Consider the following 18,689-nt stretch of genomic DNA (forward strand, 5'->3'; position numbering starts at 1 on the left):
ACATTTTCGCGAAAAAAATGTAACATCCATGTTGTGAAATTTCTTAAACAGGACTTAACTGGGGGAGGAGTAATAATATAACTATAAGTATAAAGTGTGAGGATTGAACTAGGGAGAAAGAAGGAGATGAAGTATGTATTCGAAGAAATTAAGAACGACGGTTTCCATGGTTCTGGTCTTATTGTTATCGTTATTAAGTGTGCTTGAGGTATCAGCCGCTTCGTTCAGAGCAGGGGTAGTCTCGAATGACCGGCTCCCGGACGGCACACAAAAGATTATGGTCAATAGTGTAGTAGATGTGACTTATAGCGATCTTAAGGTTCTAAATGAGGTTAAGTTTGTACTTATGAAAGAAGATGCCCAGATAGCCAGCAAGGTGAAGGCGAGAAGTGAAGCCAAGCTGACTGTGCTGGATGCAGTGTATACTTCTATGGAATACAATTATCTTTCTTTTGAAGGGCTGGCTGCCGGTGAGGAATACTCTCTTCATGCCGAATATACGGGCGAGCAGGGGCTGGTGGTGACACAGGCACAGAGCATCCGTGTACCTTCAGCTACGGGGATTGATATCTCTGTAGAACGGATGACGAAGGATTCCAATACATATGAAAGTGCTACACAATCGGAGATCCGCAGCGATGATAAGAATGTAAGGCTTACCATTCTGAATAATGGTGTTCCGCTTGTGAATGGATCTGTGGCGGTATGGATGAATTATCAGTCCTTTAACTATACCACCGATGCGAACGGACAGATTCAGCTTAGGGATAATCATCAATTATATATGAATAGTCCGGTTATGTTCGTATTGCTTAAGCAGGGGAGCGAGCAGTATGAAGCCAAGCCAATCTATGTAACTGATCTGGAGCAAGCGGGTACGTATATGGTGGCTGTCCGTTATCTGGATGCCAAGGGGAAGCTGTTCACCCAGCCGTTCCTGACCAACTCCGGACTCAGTGGAATGGTGAACCAGTTTGCTGTGCCGGGATATACGGTGCTGGTATTCAGAACGGGAGAGGTGTCTGGAGACTATAAAGCTTATATAGCCACTGAGAACCGTGAAGCTTACATGTTCCAGATTCCTGCCTCTTCATTGTACGCAACGGAAGATGGGCTACACAAAGAAATCATCAAGGATGCCAGTGACTACAGCCGGATCAGCTTTCGGGCTGCCTGGGACGGTGAGCCTGTATCTGTAGAGAACTATTCTCTCATTGATAACACCAGGTACAAACAGATTGATAATGCGAGAGGTTCTAAGCTCTTTTTCGGGCAAAGTATCTATCTTGAGAAGAATAGGGAATATGAATTCACCTCAATTGCAAGAGGGTATGATACCAAGGACAGGATTATATTCCGCAATAAAATCACGCCGACTGAAGCAAAACATGAAGTATTCTATGATGGACATTCCCGGGATTTCAGCAAGCTGCATTTTCAGGTGCCTGCTACGGGGGGGAATCAAGGTAAAATAAACATCTCTTATCTGAATGAAAGATATAACTATAATCAGATCAGTCCTACGGTTATTGCCGAAGGCGGTAATCTGTATGTACCTAAGGGCGAACAAATTCACCGTCTGACGGCAAACACCACTTTTGGCGGTACGGATTCTAACAGCAACCCGAATGAGCTTGTGCTGAATTCATACTTTACTCCGTCTGACGATGAGTATACCTTCCACGGCGGCAGTACCTACAAGGCCGGAATCAGCTTCCAGGTGCCAGGCTCCAGTTACTATGAGGAGGCTGAACTCCGCAATCAGGTTGTTCTGGGCGAGAGTGTGAATGTTCTGGTCAAAGTGACAGATGAGTACGAGAATCGTCTTGATCTCAGCAGTAATTATAAGCTGGTCATCACAGACGAGAGCGGCGCAGTGATCTCGAATGACTCTCTGTATTGGTCCACTGAGGAACAGGAAGGGAAATTGCAGCGGATCAATAAGCGGGATTGGAAGCCTGCCAAATCAGGGACGTATAAGGTTCAATTATTCCCATATGTATACCAAAGCGGCGGGTACGTAATGGGAGAGTTGCTGAGTGAGGCCGAACTGAAGGTTCTGCCGAAGAACGAATTGGATATTGAGATTAGAGGCAACGATGGCCAACTGGTTGACCTGGTAGACAAGCCATACCTGACCATTGACCAGGCGCAGAAGGTAACGATTACTGTACGCCAGCATGATACGGGTGCCCAGGGGCAACCAGTGGCCGGAGTGCAGATCAGCCGTTATGAAGAGGTGCTTGGCACCACTGATGAGCAAGGAACGTTCATCATTCCTGCGGACAAGGCTGCTTATATTGGTGAGCTGTACTTTAAGAAAGCTGATTATTTATCTAAAAGTGTGAACGTAGCGGTGATTGATCCGCAATCGCAGGCTGTCATCCGTGTGCGGGGTCTCGATAAGGCTGAAGGCGGGAACTATGCGGGCGGTGTTCCGCTGGACGATGCGAATATCCAGGCTACAGTGAAAAGAAGCGACGGGATTTCTTACGTTGTCAATTCTTATATTCGCACGCCTGGGTCACAGGGATTCCTGGTGGTAGATTCTCCTTCATCCGTAGACGTAGACTTCATGCGCTACAACAGAAGCCATAACGGAGTGGAGGCCAAATACGGTTACTACATGTTTGGCTCCATTAACACAGAACCCGGCAAGGAATATTCGCTGGTGCTGGACGCCAGACAAGAGCTTCAGGAAGTCAGCAAGGTTACATTGGATCAGCCGGCAGATGAGCTGTATGTGGTACGCCAGGCTTTGGCAGGGGCGGATTATATTCCTTATGTGATCGACAACAATCCTGCAGGTGAGAATTATTTCTACGCAACTCAAGGAACCTACAGTATGCTGGCACATACCCGGTCAGACACTTTTGTATACCGTGATCAGGTGGTAATCGGTGCAGGAGACAATAGCTTGTCGATGGATGATAGTGCGTCCGCGCTGGCTACGCTGGTGGCGCCTGAATCGGGGACCATCTATGCGGTTAAATATAAGACTGCGGGCCAATCGACACTCCAAGGCTATGCGTATAATGCTAACCAGGTACAAATTACCCCTGGCGATGTAATAGTAAGTGTAGACCAAATCATGGGTGCGATAGAATACCAGTACGATATTCATTTCGCACCTGGAACGCTGCAAGCAAGTACACTCACCCAGATTGCGCCGCCAGCCTTGAAAGGGCTGGATATTGTGGGATTGCAGAATGGCAAATTGATCCGGCCTGCTGGTACGACCTTGCTTGAGATTGGACTGGTCGATACGGCAGGCAACTCCATCGGACAAATCAAGAAGCCGCAAATTCTGGTTGCCAATGGCGGATCAAGCAGAGGCAGCAAGAGTCTGTACCCGGAAGCGGCTAGTTATGAGCTTCAGAACGAAGCGGGAAAAGTACTATCCAAAGAGACTTTACTGGGCTACCCGCTAAGAGCGATTACTTATGATTATACCGATAACAAATTGTTGACTGACGGTACTTATGTGATCAAAGCTTCGATGACCATTGATGGACAGACCTATACCCTGGACAAAAAAGTAATCCTGGAGTCGTCAGGAGGTACTGTGGTTAATCCTGACCCTAACCCGCCGGGAAGTGATAATGGAAGTAGCGGCGGCAATACTGGTACGAATCCAAATCCTGCACCGGCACCAGGGGGAAGCGGGCCAGGAGCACCTGGACCTGCAGCAACACCGGCTGCTCCAGCTCCTGCTGCATCAACGGGTAATAACGAGAAGATTCAACAGCAGAATGATAAGCTGCAAGACTTGCTGAAGAACACTTCCGGCTCCGCAGCAGAGAAAGCCACGGCAGCACAGAATGCGCTGTCCAGCATTGCCGAGTCACTCAAATCAGCTAAAACTCCTGCACAAGCTGAACAGAACAGTAAGAGTCTGTCTCTGGCCATGGATACAGCAGCGCAGCTGCTGGGAACTATTCAGGATTCCGCAGAGAAACAGAAGATTGTAAGTTCTATTACTCAATTGGTTGATAGTGCGCCGTATTTACTGAACAAGCTGGATAGCTCCAGCAAGGCAGTAGAAGTTGCCCAGGCACTTATCCATAATGCGGCTGCAGTGCTGAATAATGCGCAGGGCATCAAGGCTGAAGAGATTCAGAAGCTGAAGGATGCCGTTATTACTTCCAGCCAGGCTGCGCTTAACAAAGCTGGTGAGGTCACAATTGCCAAAGAAAATGTAACCGTAGAAGGAAACGCCGTCTCTTCACAGCTGGATTCGGGATTAATCAGCGGACAGATTGAAACGGCGAAGCAGGCATTAGCATCAGTCGCCGGAGATTTGACAAGTAAGCTTGGAGCTGGAACAGCTGCTAACCTGAAGCTTAGCCTGACGGTGAAGGTACCTCCGGTGGATAAAGGGATTCATAAGCTGAACACCACTCTTCCATCAGAGATACTTACGCTGGTGAAAGAGAATGATATTGCCGGATTGAAGATTCAAATGGACCAGACGGCTTTCACCATTGAGCCTGACACCTTCGGTAAGGTTGAGGCAGGCCAGAAGATTAATCTGGCAGCAGAGGTTGTACAGAATGCTGTGATTAACAAACCCCGCCAGGCAGAACCGCTGGCCAATATCCCAGTGATGGAATTCAGTGCTTCTGTGGGCGGCCAGCCGGTGAAGAGCTTCGCTAAGCCGGTCGATGTGACCTTTGATGTGTCTTCTATTGATACCTCCAAATACTCAGAGACTAATCTGGAGAATCTGACCGTGTACGTCCTGAATGAGAAGAGTCTTACCTGGGAAGCGGTTGGTGGTAAATATGATCCTGTTACTCAAACTGTAACTGCACCGAGAGGACACTTTAGTAAGTACACAGTGATGCTTGGAGCTGCTGCCTTCACGGATGTTCCTGCTACTCACTGGGCTGTTAAAGAGATCAATTATTTGTTGACCAAGGGCGTTCTGGACGAGAGCGGAGTATTTGCTCCATCCAGCAAGATTACCCGCCAGCAATTCGCGGCCATGATCGCCAGAACTTATGGTCTGAATGGGGAAGGCCAAACCTTGCCTTTCAAGGATATTAAACCAACGAATCCTTATGCAGATGAGATTGCGGCTGCTTATGCTGCGGGTATCATTAACGGCAAATCTTCTGTTGCCTTTGACCCCGAGGCAACCATCACACGTGAAGAGATCGCAACGATGCTTGCGCGGGCAATTACAACGTATAATGGTAAATCGGCTGTTACCCAGCCGGCAGCAGTGATTGCCTCCTTCACAGATGGAGCCAAAATATCGGGTTGGGCTGCTTCAAGCGTGGCGTTGACTAAGAGCACTCATTTATTTGAAGGCTTCGAGGATCAAAGCTTCCGCCCTGCTCAAACCGCCAGCAAAGCAGAAGCTGCTGCCTTGATCTACCGGTTGTATCAGCTGAAATAATAAACACTTGCACAATCGGTTCTGACCCTCGTTCTTCTGTTCTTCTCAAAAGAACAAAACTTAAAAAGCAGCGATTCTCCCGTTTATTGGAGGATCGCTGCTTTTTGTTGTGGCGGGTTGTATATTCTTAAGAGTCAGCCGCGCCTCCGCTCCGGGATCACGAAGGATACGGTGGTGCCCACTTCAGGCTGGCTGTGAATGACCAGCCCTTCGCCATATAGCTGTATTAGCCGCCGGTTGGTGTTCAGCAGCCCGATGCCGCGGGAGGGCAACCCCGGTCCGCTGTCATCCAGCAGCTTGCTGACCTGCGCTTCTTCCATGCCTTTGCCGTTATCCTCCACTTCGAAGCAGGTATGCCCCTGGCGGCGGTGAATGCGGATCTGCAGCTTGCCTCCGGCCTTGCGGCTCAGCAGGCCGTGTCTGACTGCATTCTCTACCAGCGGCTGAAGAGTGAGCGGAGGAAGGAGCAGGTCGATGCCCTGATCCACATCCCATTCGATCTGCAGGCGTTCTTCGAACCGGGCCTTCTCAATGAACAGATAAGACTCTACCAGCTCCAGCTCATGGGACAATCCTACGAGCTGCTGCGAGTTCATATAATCGAAGCTTATTCTCAGATAGGAAGAGAAGGCCTCCCCGAGATCGCGCATCTTCGGCAGGTCGAATTCACTTAGTGCCAGCAGCGAGTTCAGGGTGTTGAACAGGAAATGCGGCTGAATCTGTGCCTGCAGGTAAGCCGCCTCCATCCGCAGACTCTGATTAATGGACTGCTTCAGTCCGGTCAGTGAACGGACTCTGTATTTCAGCTCCAGGGCATCCACCGGCTTGGCGACATAATCATTGGCCCCCGACAAGAAGCCGGTATAGATATCCGCCGGCTGATTACGGGCCGTGAGCAGCAGGATCGGCAGCTCCGAGATGGAGAAGCGCTGCCGGACAATCCGGGTTAATTCGTAGCCTGACATATACGGCATCATCACATCGGCAATCAGCAGATCCCAAGGCTCGGTGCCGAGCAGCTCGAGCGCTTCCTGAGCGCTGGTGGCGGTAACTAGCTGATGGTACTCTTCCGAGAGTATGCTGGTGAGCACCTTCAGATTAACCGGATCATCATCGACGGCCAGGATATGAGTCTTGGCGCTCAGGGAGGCAGGCTTCATCTGCGGCGGAACGGAGAGCTCCGCCGTTGCAGAAGGCTGGCGGGTATCAGACTGCTGTAATAACAGTCTGCTCTCCTCGAGCAGCAGGCCTCTGAGATCCGGGCTGTCCGGCTGTCTTCCAGCGTCGTTGTGATCCGGTTCCTGCCGGGCCTCGGCAGAAGACGCCAGCGGAAGGGTGAAGGTGAACACCGATCCCTTCCCAAGCTCAGAGTCAACGGTGAGTTCCCCGCCATGAAGCTCGGTCAGCTGCTTGCTGATGCTTAGTCCAAGCCCGATGCCGCCCCCGTCAATAATGCCTTTGCTGCCTTGCTCATACGGTGAGAAGATCCGCGCCTGTGTCTCTTTCTCGATACCCGCTCCGGTATCCGCTATGCTGATCCTCGCGTGCTTGCCTGCGACTTCAGCGGACACGGTGATGGTTCCGGCTTGCGTGTATTTGATGGCGTTGTGCAGCAGATTATAGAGAATCTGCACAATCCGCTTCTCATCGCCCCAGACCGGCGGCAATGAAGCGGGAAGCTCGTTGCGCAGTTGAAGCTGTTTGCCTTCGATCATGAATTCGAACATTCCCAGCACCCCGGACACCAGCGATCCAATCGCCAGCGGCTCCCGCTGAAGGATGATCCGCTTCTCCTGCAGGCGGGTCACATCGAGCAGATCGTTCAGCATCAGGGACATTCTGCGGCTGATGGTAATGAGCAGCTCCAGATCCTGATGGCTCTGTTCGTCCATGGCCGACCGTTCCTTAGTGGCTACTGTCTGGGCAATGCTGATGATGCCGTGCAGCGGCGTCCGCAGTTCATGCGAGGTATTCGCCAGGAACTGGTCCTTCTTCTGGTCACTTTCCTTGAGCTGCCGGTTAAGCAGCAGGTTCTCCTCGGCGTTGCGGAAATACCGCTTGAACCAGTAAGCGGAGAAGCCGATAATCGAGGCAATCACATCCACAGGATAATACAGGATACTTGTCCGGCTATTCGATTCCAAGGCGCCGCCAATGACGCTGGAGCCTATAGCCGCTGCGGCGAACAGCAGGAAGAACGCATCCTGCTCCTGCCGGACGACCATCCGTCCGATGTAATAGACAACTCCGGTCACCGGAAGCAGATACAGCAGGGAGAAGAACGGCCTTGCATACACTACGTCATGTGCTGGTAAGAGCAGTACGTAGGCGGTATAGAGCAGAAGGGTGACCAGGTATCCCTTGAACAGACGGCCTGGACGCTCATTGGCAGAGAAGCTGCGCGTGAGCAGCAGCATGAACAGGGACACCGCAGGATAAGCCAGCATTTTGAGCTTCAGCGCCCAGGTATAATTAACCGGAAGCCAGAGCAGCAGCAGCGTATCATTATCGGTGACGATGGAAGCGGCTACCGCCAGCAGCAGGAGGAAGAAGATCAGGAACGCTTTTTGCCGGCGGTTGAAAAAGAATAAGATGCCCGCATATAACGCGTGCAGCAGCATGATCACGAAGGTAACCAGCTGGAAGCCGATCGAATACATGCGTGCGCTATCCACCGCTGCCTGGGAGCCGAAGCGGATCGATCTGACGATCCCGCCTTCCAGCGGATGATCATAGTTGGCTGCCCGGACAAGGAGTACGATTTCCTGTTGTCCTGGATTCTCATAGGCTGCTGTGTAGGAGACCGCTTTGGGAAGATAGTCCTCGCGGCTCACAGCCAGCTTCCCGAAGCTGGTCTCCTTCTGTTCGTTAATATCAATGCTGGAGGAGGCCTGAATACGCTGAATCCAGAAGCCGTAAGGCTCCGGCTGTGACGGGTCTACCAGAATACGCAGCCTGTACGTGCCATAGCCCAGAGAGGACTGTTCCCCTTCCGGGAAGCCGCCGCTCCAGTCACCGGGAACCTGGACGTAATTCCGGCTCGCCGGGGCTTGTCCGCCAGCATCCTCAGAGGTCAGGAATTGACCGGGGAAGAACTCCCATTCCCCATCCAGCCGGATGGTTGGAGAATCCCCGAAATCCCAGCCGCGCATATCAAGCACCCCCTGCTGTGCTTCAGGATGCTCAGATGCCGTATTTGCGTTAACCCACAGATAGCGCAGGCCGATCAGCAGGGTCAGATATAGGAGCAGCAATAGAATATGCTTCAGATTGAGGCGTACAGTTGCTTTTATCAAATTAATCGTCATCCCAGTTAGCTTCTTCATACCGTTTCAATTCGACATATTATGATAGTTATCCTGCCGGATCAGGCAACGACTTCTATTCTAACCCCATACGCCAACCAGCAGAATGCCGCAAAATATTACAACCGAGCACACCATCCGCCGCAAGCCCTGCCGCTCCTTCAGCAGAAGAACACCCAGGAAGGTGGCGAATATCGTCCCGATCTCCCGCAGGGGGCTGATATGGGCGAGCGGCGCCTGCTGCAGCGCGAAGAGGAACAGCAGATAAGAACCCGGATTCAGCACGCTTCCCAGCAGGATTGTGAATTTGTTACGGCGCCATTCCTCCAGCAGCTTCCGTGATTTCAGTACCGCCGGAGTCAGTCCGGCAACGAAGCCGATATTGGTCACTTCAAGCAGCGCGAGCGGAGACATATGCTGAAGGTTCAGCTTATCGACAAACACGTAGCAGGTGGTGCATAATCCTACACAGAGCGCCATGAGCATTGGTGTGTAGTAGCCGGGAGCTGAGCCGGAGCCAGTGCCAGCCAAGGAACGGTTTCTTGTGCCTAATCCGCTGAGTACGGCGAAGCCGCCAAGCATGAAGCAGATCCCGGCCCAGCCATAGATGGACAGGGATTCAGTCAGGAAAAGCACACCGATAAGCGGGATAAGCAGCGTACTCGTTCCCCGCATTACCGGATAGATCTGGGACAAATCGCCCATCTCATAGGTTTTGGATAACAGCCATGAATATAAGGCCTGTAGAGCTACAGAGAGCAGCAGCAGGGCGTAGGCGCCCGCAGTCAGCGGCTGATTCCACAGCTCAACCAGCAGAACAGGAAGCAGCAGAACCGTGGAGATCATCATGATCGACCACAGGAAAATGCTTTTATTCAGGCTTCTCTTGGTGAACATGCTCCATACCGCGTGACACATCCCGGAAGCCAGCACCAAAAGAATTGGCAGCAGCATTGAATATTCAACCCCTTAAGTAATGATTAATGTTGTGGATCGGCAGCAGGGGTGGGGGGATGAACGGGCTGTTCGGACAGCAGCGAGCCGTCTTCAAGCCGGAGCCAGGTGTCGAAGGACGGATTGTCCTGCTCTAACCGGATGACGCGCGCTCCCCGCATGAAGCCTTCCCGCCCGTAGGTATTGTAGCCGGTCGCCCGGCCGTAGCTGAGACGGATGCCATGCAGTGTGCCGGTGAAATCGTTGATATGGTCATGACCGCAGAAGGTACCCGCCACATCGCCCATCTCCACCAGGGCAGTGAATAGTCCGGAGTTCAGGACCGGCGCGCAGACCTGCTCATACTTATGTCCATAGCAGACCTGGGTGGCCCACATCTCGGCATATTCGGGCAGCGGGATATGGAAGAATGCCAGTGCAGGCCGCTTGGGCTGGCCCTTGACTTCCCCCGGATTCAACCGTGCAGACTGTTCTGTCAGCCAGCGAATCTGGTTCTGCCGGACCCAGTTATAGCCGGGAATCTGCTTAAGCCCGGAGTAAGCGCCGGTGTCCAGCATATAGAGGATAGCTCCCGCATGATCGTTGCCCTCAATCTCAAGGACGTAATTGCTTGAACCGGCAAGCTCGGCAGGACCGGCTTCAGCGATACAGTGGGGATGCTCCAGGGCGATCTCCATCAGCTCGTTATAGGTCACCCCGTTCTCGGTATCGTGATTGCCGAATACGAAGGCCCAGGGGACTCCGCTTTTCTCTACAGCAGCCACCGCATCACGAAAGGCCTGCCGGGGGTCCGTACAGGGAGTCTCTCCTTCAGAGACAGGCCCGGTATAGATAAGATCTCCTGTGAAGACCACAAGATCCGGCTGCTCCGCCTTAAGCACACGCTCCATAAGCTCCCGGGTACGCTGATCCTCAGCCCGTCCATCCATCCAGTGCAGGTCAGTGAACTGTACAATCGTGAAGGTGCCGTCTTGCCGAAATGATAATTTACGTTTCATGCGGGTAAATCCCCTCTCTGTGAATTCAAATCATGAATGAAGTTCAGGACACCACCATACGCCACAACAACCAGGCCGAATCACACTAACAGCAGTACAGCGGGCCACATCACAGCAGGCTACAGCCCACCAGACCTCATCACACCAGACCGCAGCCCACCAGGCCACATCACATCAAACCGCAGCCCATATGGTAGTAGTGGTGTCTAATCAGCAGTGTCTAACTTCGATTGTTGATTTATCTTTCTTCGTGTTGTTTCATGTTGATTTTAGAATGATAATTGGCATCTGTCAATCTATAAAATTGTGTGCTGTCATCAGGCTACAGCTTCTGGGCTGATTGCACTTTCTACAACAGAAATGCTTCGATTCTATGTAAAATCTCATTCTGCTGTATTTGGTACAGTTGATTTCACTGATTACGCTCCACAGCAGCTTTTTCCTGGAATACTAATGTACAAAGTGCAACAGATGCTGGTTTTCGGCGGGTTTTGGAGTAATCTGCTGTATGAAATGCAATCGGAGCTTAAGAGATACTAACTATAGTCGAGCTAAGCCAAGCCGGTCCAAACTTTCGCGTGGGATAAGGAAGTCCACAGGCTCTAGTTGTATTTCATACAGCTAAAATGGCTGGATTTTACGTGCTAAGCGTTATAACTGCAGAGTGTACAACTATATTGATTACTTTTCCCTAAAGGATGACCGGATACTATATTTAGCTGTACAGAATACAGTTATGCCATGAATTCACCGGTTAACCTTACTTTTAATTGTACCAAGTACATTTATTCGCCACTCCTTCCTCCGTATAAAGTGTGTTCTGGAGATATTAGAGAGTCGGTCGTTAGAGGTGCTAGAGTTGCTGTGAAGCTAGAGTTGCTAGCGGTGCCATAGCTAGAGTTGCTAGAGGCGCCATAGCTAGAGTTGCTAGAGTGCCATAGCTATAGTGCTAGAGTTGTGCGAGGGCAGAAGGGGCTAGAGAGCAGAGTTAGTGGGGGGCAGAGAGTAGCACAGACTTGTGTGTTAAGAAAAATCTGTACCGAAATCGGCTGCATTGACAAGTGGGATTCTGCTCCATATACTGAGGAAATCAACATCAACACACTAGAAACCACATTGTTTTCAAGCAGGCACCATGCGTGCATAACATAAAGGAAGGCGCTGTTACTGGAATTCATTAGTACTGTGGATTAGCACTGGTAGTCTCTATTACTGGAATTCATTAGTACTATTAATTGCTACTTGGAACTTATTATTACTTGCCACTAAGACTGGAGGAAACGTGCATGTCACTGACCTATGAGGAACGGAAGCACACGATACTCTCCCAGCTGGAGCTGGAGGGGAAGGTGCAGGTGCATTTTTTGGCGGAGCGGTTCGGTGTTACGACAGAGACCATCCGGCGTGATCTGGACCGGCTGGAGAAGGAGGGAAGGCTGCGTAAGGTGTATGGGGGAGCCGTGAGGATTCGCTCCGGGAATAATGAACCGACCTTCATGAGGCGCTCCCAGATGCATCTGGCGGACAAGCAGGCGATCGGGAGGCTCGCAGCGTCGCTTATTCAAGACGGCGAGACGGTTATCCTGGATAACGGGACGACCACACTTGAGATCATGCGCCAGCTCAAGGACCGCTCACAGGTGACGGTCATTACGAACTCGGTTCCGGTGCTGAATTGTGCGCTGGAGCAGTTTCAGGGGAAGGTTATTTTTGCCGGAGGTGAGGTGAATATAGCGTATCAGGCGGCAGTGGGGATTACCGCCCATGATCTGCTGGGCCAGTTCAAGGTGAACAAGGCCTTCATCTCGGCCGGGGGGATTTCGCTCTCGGAGGGAATTACCGACTACCATCTGGAGGAGGCCCTGATCTCCCGCAGGATGATGGAACGGGCGGAAGAATCCATTCTGGTAGCGGACCATTCCAAGTTCGGCGTCACAACCTTTGCCCAGATTGCCCCGATCGAGCATATCTCTATGGTCCTGACTGACAGCGGCTGCTCTGCGGAATGGAAGGATACCTTTGCCCGGCTGGATATAGAGCTGCTGGCCGGATCATAACTCAGCGTGTTACCCAAATAGCGCCAATCCTTGTTCACCTTCAGGTGAGAGGATTGGCGCTTTCTGTTGTGTTATTCAATTAGAGCTATGATGAAGCTGGCGTAATTGGATGCATCTGGACACCGGGATCAGCCGATCCAGATCCGCTGTGTGCTGTGGTCGCTGGAGCTTGCACCCAGCATGATGTCGAAGTCTCCCGGCTCGAATACGAGCTGGTCATCCTGACCGTAGAACATGAGCATCTCTCTGGTGATTTCAAACGATACCGTCTGCTTCTCATGTGCGGCAAGCGTAATCTGCCGGAAGCCCTTCAGCTCTTTGCACGGGCGGACCACACTGGCGGTCACATCGCGGATATAGAGCTGCACGGTCTCCTTGCCGGTAACCTCAGAGGTATTCTCAACCTCAATGGAGGCAAGCACCCGGCCGTCTGCCGCAGTCTCTACCGTTAGCCCGCTGTAGGCAAAGGTGGAGTAGCTGAGGCCGTAGCCGAAGCAGAATAACGGATCATTCGGAATATCCAGATAGCGGGTCACATAACGCACATTCGGATACTGCGGATCATAGGGGCGTCCCGTCTGATAAGCGTTGTAGTACACCGGAACCTGGCCCACAGAGTATGGGAAGCTCATTGAGAGGCGTGCGGACGGGTTATAGTCGCCGAACAGCACATCTGCAATGGAATTCCCTGACTCGCTGCCCAGGAACCAGGCCTGTACCAGCGCATCGCTTGCATCAAGCACCGGTGCAAGCTCCAGCGGGCGTCCGCTGAACACAATCGTGATGACCGGCTTGCCGGTCTCCTTGAGACGGTGGATTAGCTTCTCCTGGTTAGCGGACAGCCGTAGACTGGCCTTGCTGCCGCCTTCCCCGGTATCCTGCTGATTCTCGCCGACTGCGGCAAGAATCACATCGCAATCCTTCAGCTGCTCATAGGCAGCCTCCGTATCGTCGCGAACGTCGAAGACGCCCTCCAGCATACTTCCAAGCTCCCCAGTCATCGCTGTGAGCAGGTCCGCAGCCGGAATCTTGCCGGTGATGCCGGTGTAGAGCGAGACCGCCGGGTCTTTCTCTGTACCGGCCCAGCCGCCAAGAACATTGATCGAGGTGGCGAAGGGACCGGCGAGACCGATCTTCATGCCGCGCTTCAGCGGCAGAACTCCGCCCTCATTCTTCAGCAGCACCACCGAGCTTGCACCCAGTTCGCGTGCAGCCTGCAGATGCTCGGGGCTTGGCTTATCGGCTTCGTCAGCCACCGGATCGGCATCCTTGAACGGATTCTCGAACAGGCCGAGCGCATCCTTAAGCTCCAGCACCCGGGTCACCGCTTCGTTGATCAGGCTGATGTCTAGCAGTCCTTCCTCGACCAGCGCGGCGCCATGGTTCAGATAATGGGTGGACATCATCTCGATATCCAGTCCCGCAGCCAGGCTCTTCTGGGCGGCTTCACGGCCGTCCTGCGCAGCACCATGGGGAACCAGCTCATTCACCGAGTTGAAGTCGGCGATGGTCACGCCATTGAAGCCCCACTCCTCGCGGAGAATGCCGCGGAGGAGCTTACTGTTGCCGCTGGCCGGAATGCGGTCAATGGTATTGAACGCAGCCATGACCATGGCGACACCGGCATCTACTGCCGCCTTGTAGGCAGGCAGATAGAATTCACGGAGTACACCGGTGGACATATCCACCGTGTTGTATTCGCGGCCGCCCTCAGGCGCCCCGTAGCCGGCAAAGTGCTTCACACAGGCGGCGATCCGCCCCGGCTCCTTCAGGTCGGTGCCCTGATAGCCGCGGACCATGCTCTCGGTCACGCGGGCATTCAGGTAAGGGTCCTCACCGGAGGTCTCCATCACCCGGCCCCAGCGCGGATCACGCACGAGGTCGGTCATGGGGGAGAAGGTGAGGTGGATACCGGCGGCAGCACTCTCCCGGGCGGCGACTTCGGCGAACCGCTCGATGGCCGCAAGATCGAAGCTGCAGCCCATCGCCAGGGGAATCGGCAGGATCGTCCGGTAGCCGTGAATGACGTCTGCCATGAAGAGCAGGGGAATCTTCAAGCGGCTGGATTCCAGATGCCGGGTCTGGAGCTCAATGACATTCCGCGCACCTATGCCGTTCAGAACGCTTCCGATGCTCTCGATCACCTGCGGCTGGATATTAAGTTCTTTGAATGGACCCGTCAGATCCACGGTATCATCCAGACCCCAATAGTATGGACCAAGCTGGGTCAGCTGGGCCAACTTCTCGTCTAGTGTCATATCGTTCACGAGATCTTGGATAAACGGTTTCGTCATGGCTAACTCCTTCGTAAGCGTACTGAAAGTTATTGTCTCAAATAGATATGCAGCTCATCGCCAGGCAGCGCAAGCAGGTTATTCTTGGTAATACTTACCGCACCTGGACGGTATGGATTGGATAGGACCTGGCCGGTAACAGCAACGCCTGCTGCGTGTACTTCAGGCGTGCTTGCCGGTCCGGAGCCGATGTGATAGACGAAGGTCATCATCCGGCCGAAGCACTCATAAGTGAAGCGCAGCCCGTCAAGTGTTGCCGGAAGTACCGGGTCAATAACCAGTTCTTCTTCACTGAAGCGGATACCGAGAACTGCCGAGATGAGCTGGTTCAGATAGATCCCGGGGCCGCTGGAATACAGGCGCCACCCGCCCTTAACCTCAACGCTGCCGTCACGCAGCTGGTCGAAGTTCTCCTGATAGCTGTAGCGGTCAGGGAAATCACCATCCGAGCTGCTGAAGTACATGTTGCTCTGGCGCAGCTGGGCATTCGGCACGCTCTGCCGGATATTGATCGGGTTGATCTGGAACAGGCCGTCCCAGGCCCGCTTCGCTTCGCCCAGCTTGGCGGAGGCTTCGATATAGCGGATATGGGCATGTACATATTGCAGGCTGATCTCGCGGCCGACGCTGGCAGCCTGCTCGGCACGGCGGAAGATGGTGCTGACGCCGCCCTCATAGCGGGCAGGACGGTCCATCAGGCGCACTCCATCCGGACAGTTCAGGTGCTCGTCGATCAGGCGCAGGTTCTCTGCCGCCTGATCCGGAGTGACCAGCTCGGCAATAATGCTGCGAGTCATCGGCAATAACCGGTAATGAATGCCGGTCTCTGTATCCAGCGGGTGAAGCATATAATCAATGCTGCCGTCCTCCTGGAAGTATGCGAAGCCGGCAATGACTCCGTCCTTGATCAGGAGCGTACGGAACGATTCCTTCATCTCTTCTGCCATAGCCGCAAGGCTGGCGGAGAATTCAGGATCAGCAGACGTCACCTGTGACAGATTGCGGATCACCTGGAAGGCGAGCGCTACCGTCCATGCGCTTACCAGCTTGGTCTTCAGCGCTTCATTCGCAGGCTGAAGGGTATCATCCCAGTCGCCGCCTGCATAGTTGATCAGGGCTGTGCCGGGCACGAAGCGTTCACGGATGGTCTCTACCGCAGCCTTGACATGCGCTAGGACGGTTTCCTTCTGCTGGCTTGGCTGAGCGTCCGCCAGATGATGGTAGCCGATCTCTTCCTGGAGAATCGAGTAATCTCCGGTAGCCATGATGTAATCGCTGATGCACTTAAGCGGCCAGAGCACAACATCGCCATGCCATTCATGGGCCTGGACCGGATGCTGGTCGAACATGAACCATTGCGGCCATTCCCGGCTCTCCCAGAGCTGGTGGGAATAGATCTTCAGCAGTACATTTCTGGCCAGCTCATAATGCTGGGTCATCAGGAAATATTCCATCGGTCCCTGGCAGACATCGCGTGTGCCCCAGGCAGCTCCGCCCGGCTGTTCAAGGCCATGCGGCATGATGAAGTGGGTCATCGCATTGTGGGTATACCACCATGCCGTCTCGTTCAGGATATCAATCCGCGACTGTTCTGTGCCGTCAATCTGCAGCTTGAAGCCGGATATGAACTTTGAGTAGAACTCATGGAATAGAGCCTGCTCCTTCTCCTGAGTGTAAGGAGACACTAGCGGAAGCATATCCGATGTTGTAAGTCTGCCCTGCAAGACTAGCTGGAAGCCAGCCGACTGTGTAACAGAAATTGTCAGCAGTGTACCGTTGCGCGGCTGTTTGTCCGCATAGAACACCCGGTCATCACTGTACGTATATGCGGTTCCCGGGAGCTGGATATCGAAATGGAGGCCGGGATATGGAAGCTTGTGAACAGACGCCTCATCGGGCAGAATCTGCAGGATGCCATCCTTGGACTCTACTCTTACCGGCTGCCGGAATTCATGCTCGCCCATAACCAGCTGGTTCGTGATCAGATAATCATAGGATCTGCCTAAGGCCGACTGTACCTGAAGGGCGACATCCGGCTGGCCTGCTGCGGCCAGAGCGGTAACGGTCAGCACATCGTCCTCAATCTGATAATGCCATTTGGCAAAATTAACGCCCATCTCATAAGCCGCTGGCAGCGTAAGAATCCGGTACACTCCATCCAGACGGACATAGATCCGCTGACCGCTGTTCCGCTGAATGTTCAGCAGGCCGCGCGGCGTGGAGAGCCCTTTATGGAAAGAGGTATTGCCTACAACCGTCTGCCCGTTGAAAATCCCGTACATATAGTTGGTGGATGAGATCAGGTTGTTGTCTACCTGCTTGTCGCCCAGCAGCGAAGTGATGATATGGCCGTGCGGACGTTCAACCAGCAGCTCCTTGGGCTGCAGGACAACGTGGACATGCTCGTCCGTGAAGAAGGAGAGCAGTTGGCCATTCTCAATTTCTTCAAGCTTGCGGGTAGGGTAGGCGGCGTCAATAGCAGCCTGCGACCACTGCGCAGAAACATAAGGGGTGCCGAACTCCGTGCTTAGCACAGGCACATCCCTGCTTGGTACAGCTTCCTTACCGCTCCAGTTGATCTCATCATAAGCGGCCTGCAGCTCAGCCTGGAATTCAAGCGCTGTAACAGCAGACGGATGAGTGGAGCGGAATAGGCCGTAGAAGGCGAACTCAGCCGGAGCCGACAGGACCATCTTCTCGGTCTGGAGTGCAGTATAAGCCAGCTCGTATTGGTAATTGCGGTTCTGGAGATTGCCCGCTAACGCCTCAGGCACATAAGTCCCTTTATAGGAAATACCGAAGAACTGCATACCGTCGGTTGAATAGCCTACTGCCTGCTTACCGACTACACCCTGCTGGAGATAAGGGAAATCTGCTCCCTGCGGCTGGTTCTGGCGCGAGCATACGGCATAGCCATACGGGCCTTCCCAGATGCTGTGGTCCAGATATTGGCTCATATACAGCTCGTTAGCCAGTACTCCGCCTTTGTCCGCGATTCCGACATCCTGTCCGTACACCACATCGACGGTCTCGCCGCTGCCGGAGAGCTGAATATGCCAGAACCAGATGCCGTCCTTGGCCGGTGCGAAGGTGACGCGGTAGCTGATGGCTTCAATACTACCTGTGAAAATCAGCTTGTCATCTGTGCGGGACAGTGTGGAACCGGAGCGGATACCGAGCAGCGGATAGCTGTTAATTCCTTGCTCCGTATATACACGCAGATAGATATTATTGGCAGAGCCGTCTGCCGGGTTGCCTTGGAACTGATTAATAAGAGTGGAGGCCTGTGTGAACTCCAAAACATCTCCTGTTGGCAGGAATGTATACGACAGGTCATCCCGGGTTAAGGTAATCATGTTCATTTGTTGTGTGAATATCATTAGTACCCTCTCTTTCGAGTGCTTGATTAGGACATGAAATGGATCAGAATGGGGGAATTCATCATCAGATGTCACAAAAAAAGGTTAACATGTCCGTGGGAAAATCTAATAGAAACGTTTCCATAAGCGATTCATTTCGAGTTTAGACTTTTGACGGAAAAAAGTCAATTATCTATAAAAAAACCGGCTTTTTATATATTATGTTCAGTTAAATGTAAATTTATTACTTGTTATTTGAAAATAAAAAATGTTTGACAGCGTATACAAGGAAGGAGTATGCTCTGAGCAAGGGGAAAC

At 52.7% G+C, this 18,689-nt stretch carries 7 protein-coding genes; 2 read left to right on the forward strand and 5 right to left on the reverse strand.

From position 1 onward, the window contains the following. Positions 1-133: 133 nt before the first annotated feature. Entirely contained in the window at positions 134-5,404 is a 5,271-nt protein-coding gene (locus HQN87_RS11115; protein WP_173132222.1) for an S-layer homology domain-containing protein, read from the forward strand. A 134-nt stretch (positions 5,405-5,538) separates the two neighbouring features. Here the strand turns inward: HQN87_RS11115 and HQN87_RS11120 are convergent, their stop codons facing one another. Genes HQN87_RS11120 through HQN87_RS11130 form a run of 3 tightly spaced genes read right to left on the reverse strand, consistent with a single transcriptional unit; the run spans position 5,539 to position 10,661 of the window. After that, a complete protein-coding gene (locus HQN87_RS11120; protein WP_254075449.1) occupies positions 5,539-8,730 on the reverse strand; it encodes a hybrid sensor histidine kinase/response regulator in 3,192 nt (1,063 codons plus the stop codon). A gap of 60 nt (positions 8,731-8,790) precedes the next feature. After that, positions 8,791-9,663: a DMT family transporter gene (locus HQN87_RS11125; RefSeq protein WP_173132228.1), complete on the reverse strand. Its 873-nt coding sequence runs from the start codon at positions 9,661-9,663 to the stop codon at positions 8,791-8,793. Between the two features lie 26 nt (positions 9,664-9,689). Continuing rightward, the gene (locus HQN87_RS11130) at positions 9,690-10,661 is read right to left on the reverse strand and encodes a metallophosphoesterase family protein (RefSeq protein WP_173132231.1); all 972 of its coding nucleotides are present in this window, start codon (positions 10,659-10,661) and stop codon (positions 9,690-9,692) included. A gap of 1,286 nt (positions 10,662-11,947) precedes the next feature. Between HQN87_RS11130 and HQN87_RS11135 the strand changes: the two genes are divergently transcribed. Then, positions 11,948-12,718: a DeoR/GlpR family DNA-binding transcription regulator gene (locus tag HQN87_RS11135; protein ID WP_173132233.1), complete on the forward strand. Its 771-nt coding sequence runs from the start codon at positions 11,948-11,950 to the stop codon at positions 12,716-12,718. Positions 12,719-12,846: 128 nt separating this feature from the next. Here HQN87_RS11135 and bglX read toward each other — a convergent pair whose 3' ends face one another. After that, positions 12,847-15,012 carry a beta-glucosidase BglX gene (gene bglX, locus HQN87_RS11140; RefSeq protein ID WP_173132236.1) on the reverse strand — a complete coding sequence of 722 codons (2,166 nt, stop codon included), beginning with the start codon at positions 15,010-15,012 and terminating at the stop codon, positions 12,847-12,849. Positions 15,013-15,041: 29 nt separating this feature from the next. Next, complete coding sequence (locus HQN87_RS11145; RefSeq protein WP_173132239.1) at positions 15,042-18,368, reverse strand: GH36-type glycosyl hydrolase domain-containing protein; 3,327 nt, start codon at positions 18,366-18,368, stop codon at positions 15,042-15,044. Positions 18,369-18,689 lie beyond the last annotated feature (321 nt).

Origin of the sequence: Paenibacillus tritici (genome assembly GCF_013204885.1) — a bacterium.
Taxonomy (GTDB): Bacteria; Bacillota; Bacilli; order Paenibacillales; family Paenibacillaceae; genus Paenibacillus_AQ; species Paenibacillus_AQ tritici.

Excerpts from the sequence above, each read along its gene's own strand:
- HQN87_RS11115 (WP_173132222.1), top strand. The coding sequence starts at position 134 with ATGTATTCGAAGAAATTAAGAACGACGGTTTCCATGGTTCTGGTCTTA.
- HQN87_RS11120 (WP_254075449.1), bottom strand. The coding sequence starts at position 8,730 with ATGAAGAAGCTAACTGGGATGACGATTAATTTGATAAAAGCAACTGTA.
- HQN87_RS11125 (WP_173132228.1), bottom strand. The coding sequence starts at position 9,663 with ATGCTGCTGCCAATTCTTTTGGTGCTGGCTTCCGGGATGTGTCACGCG.
- HQN87_RS11130 (WP_173132231.1), bottom strand. The coding sequence starts at position 10,661 with ATGAAACGTAAATTATCATTTCGGCAAGACGGCACCTTCACGATTGTA.
- HQN87_RS11135 (WP_173132233.1), top strand. The coding sequence starts at position 11,948 with ATGTCACTGACCTATGAGGAACGGAAGCACACGATACTCTCCCAGCTG.
- bglX (WP_173132236.1), bottom strand. The coding sequence starts at position 15,012 with ATGACGAAACCGTTTATCCAAGATCTCGTGAACGATATGACACTAGAC.
- HQN87_RS11145 (WP_173132239.1), bottom strand. The coding sequence starts at position 18,368 with ATGATTACCTTAACCCGGGATGACCTGTCGTATACATTCCTGCCAACA.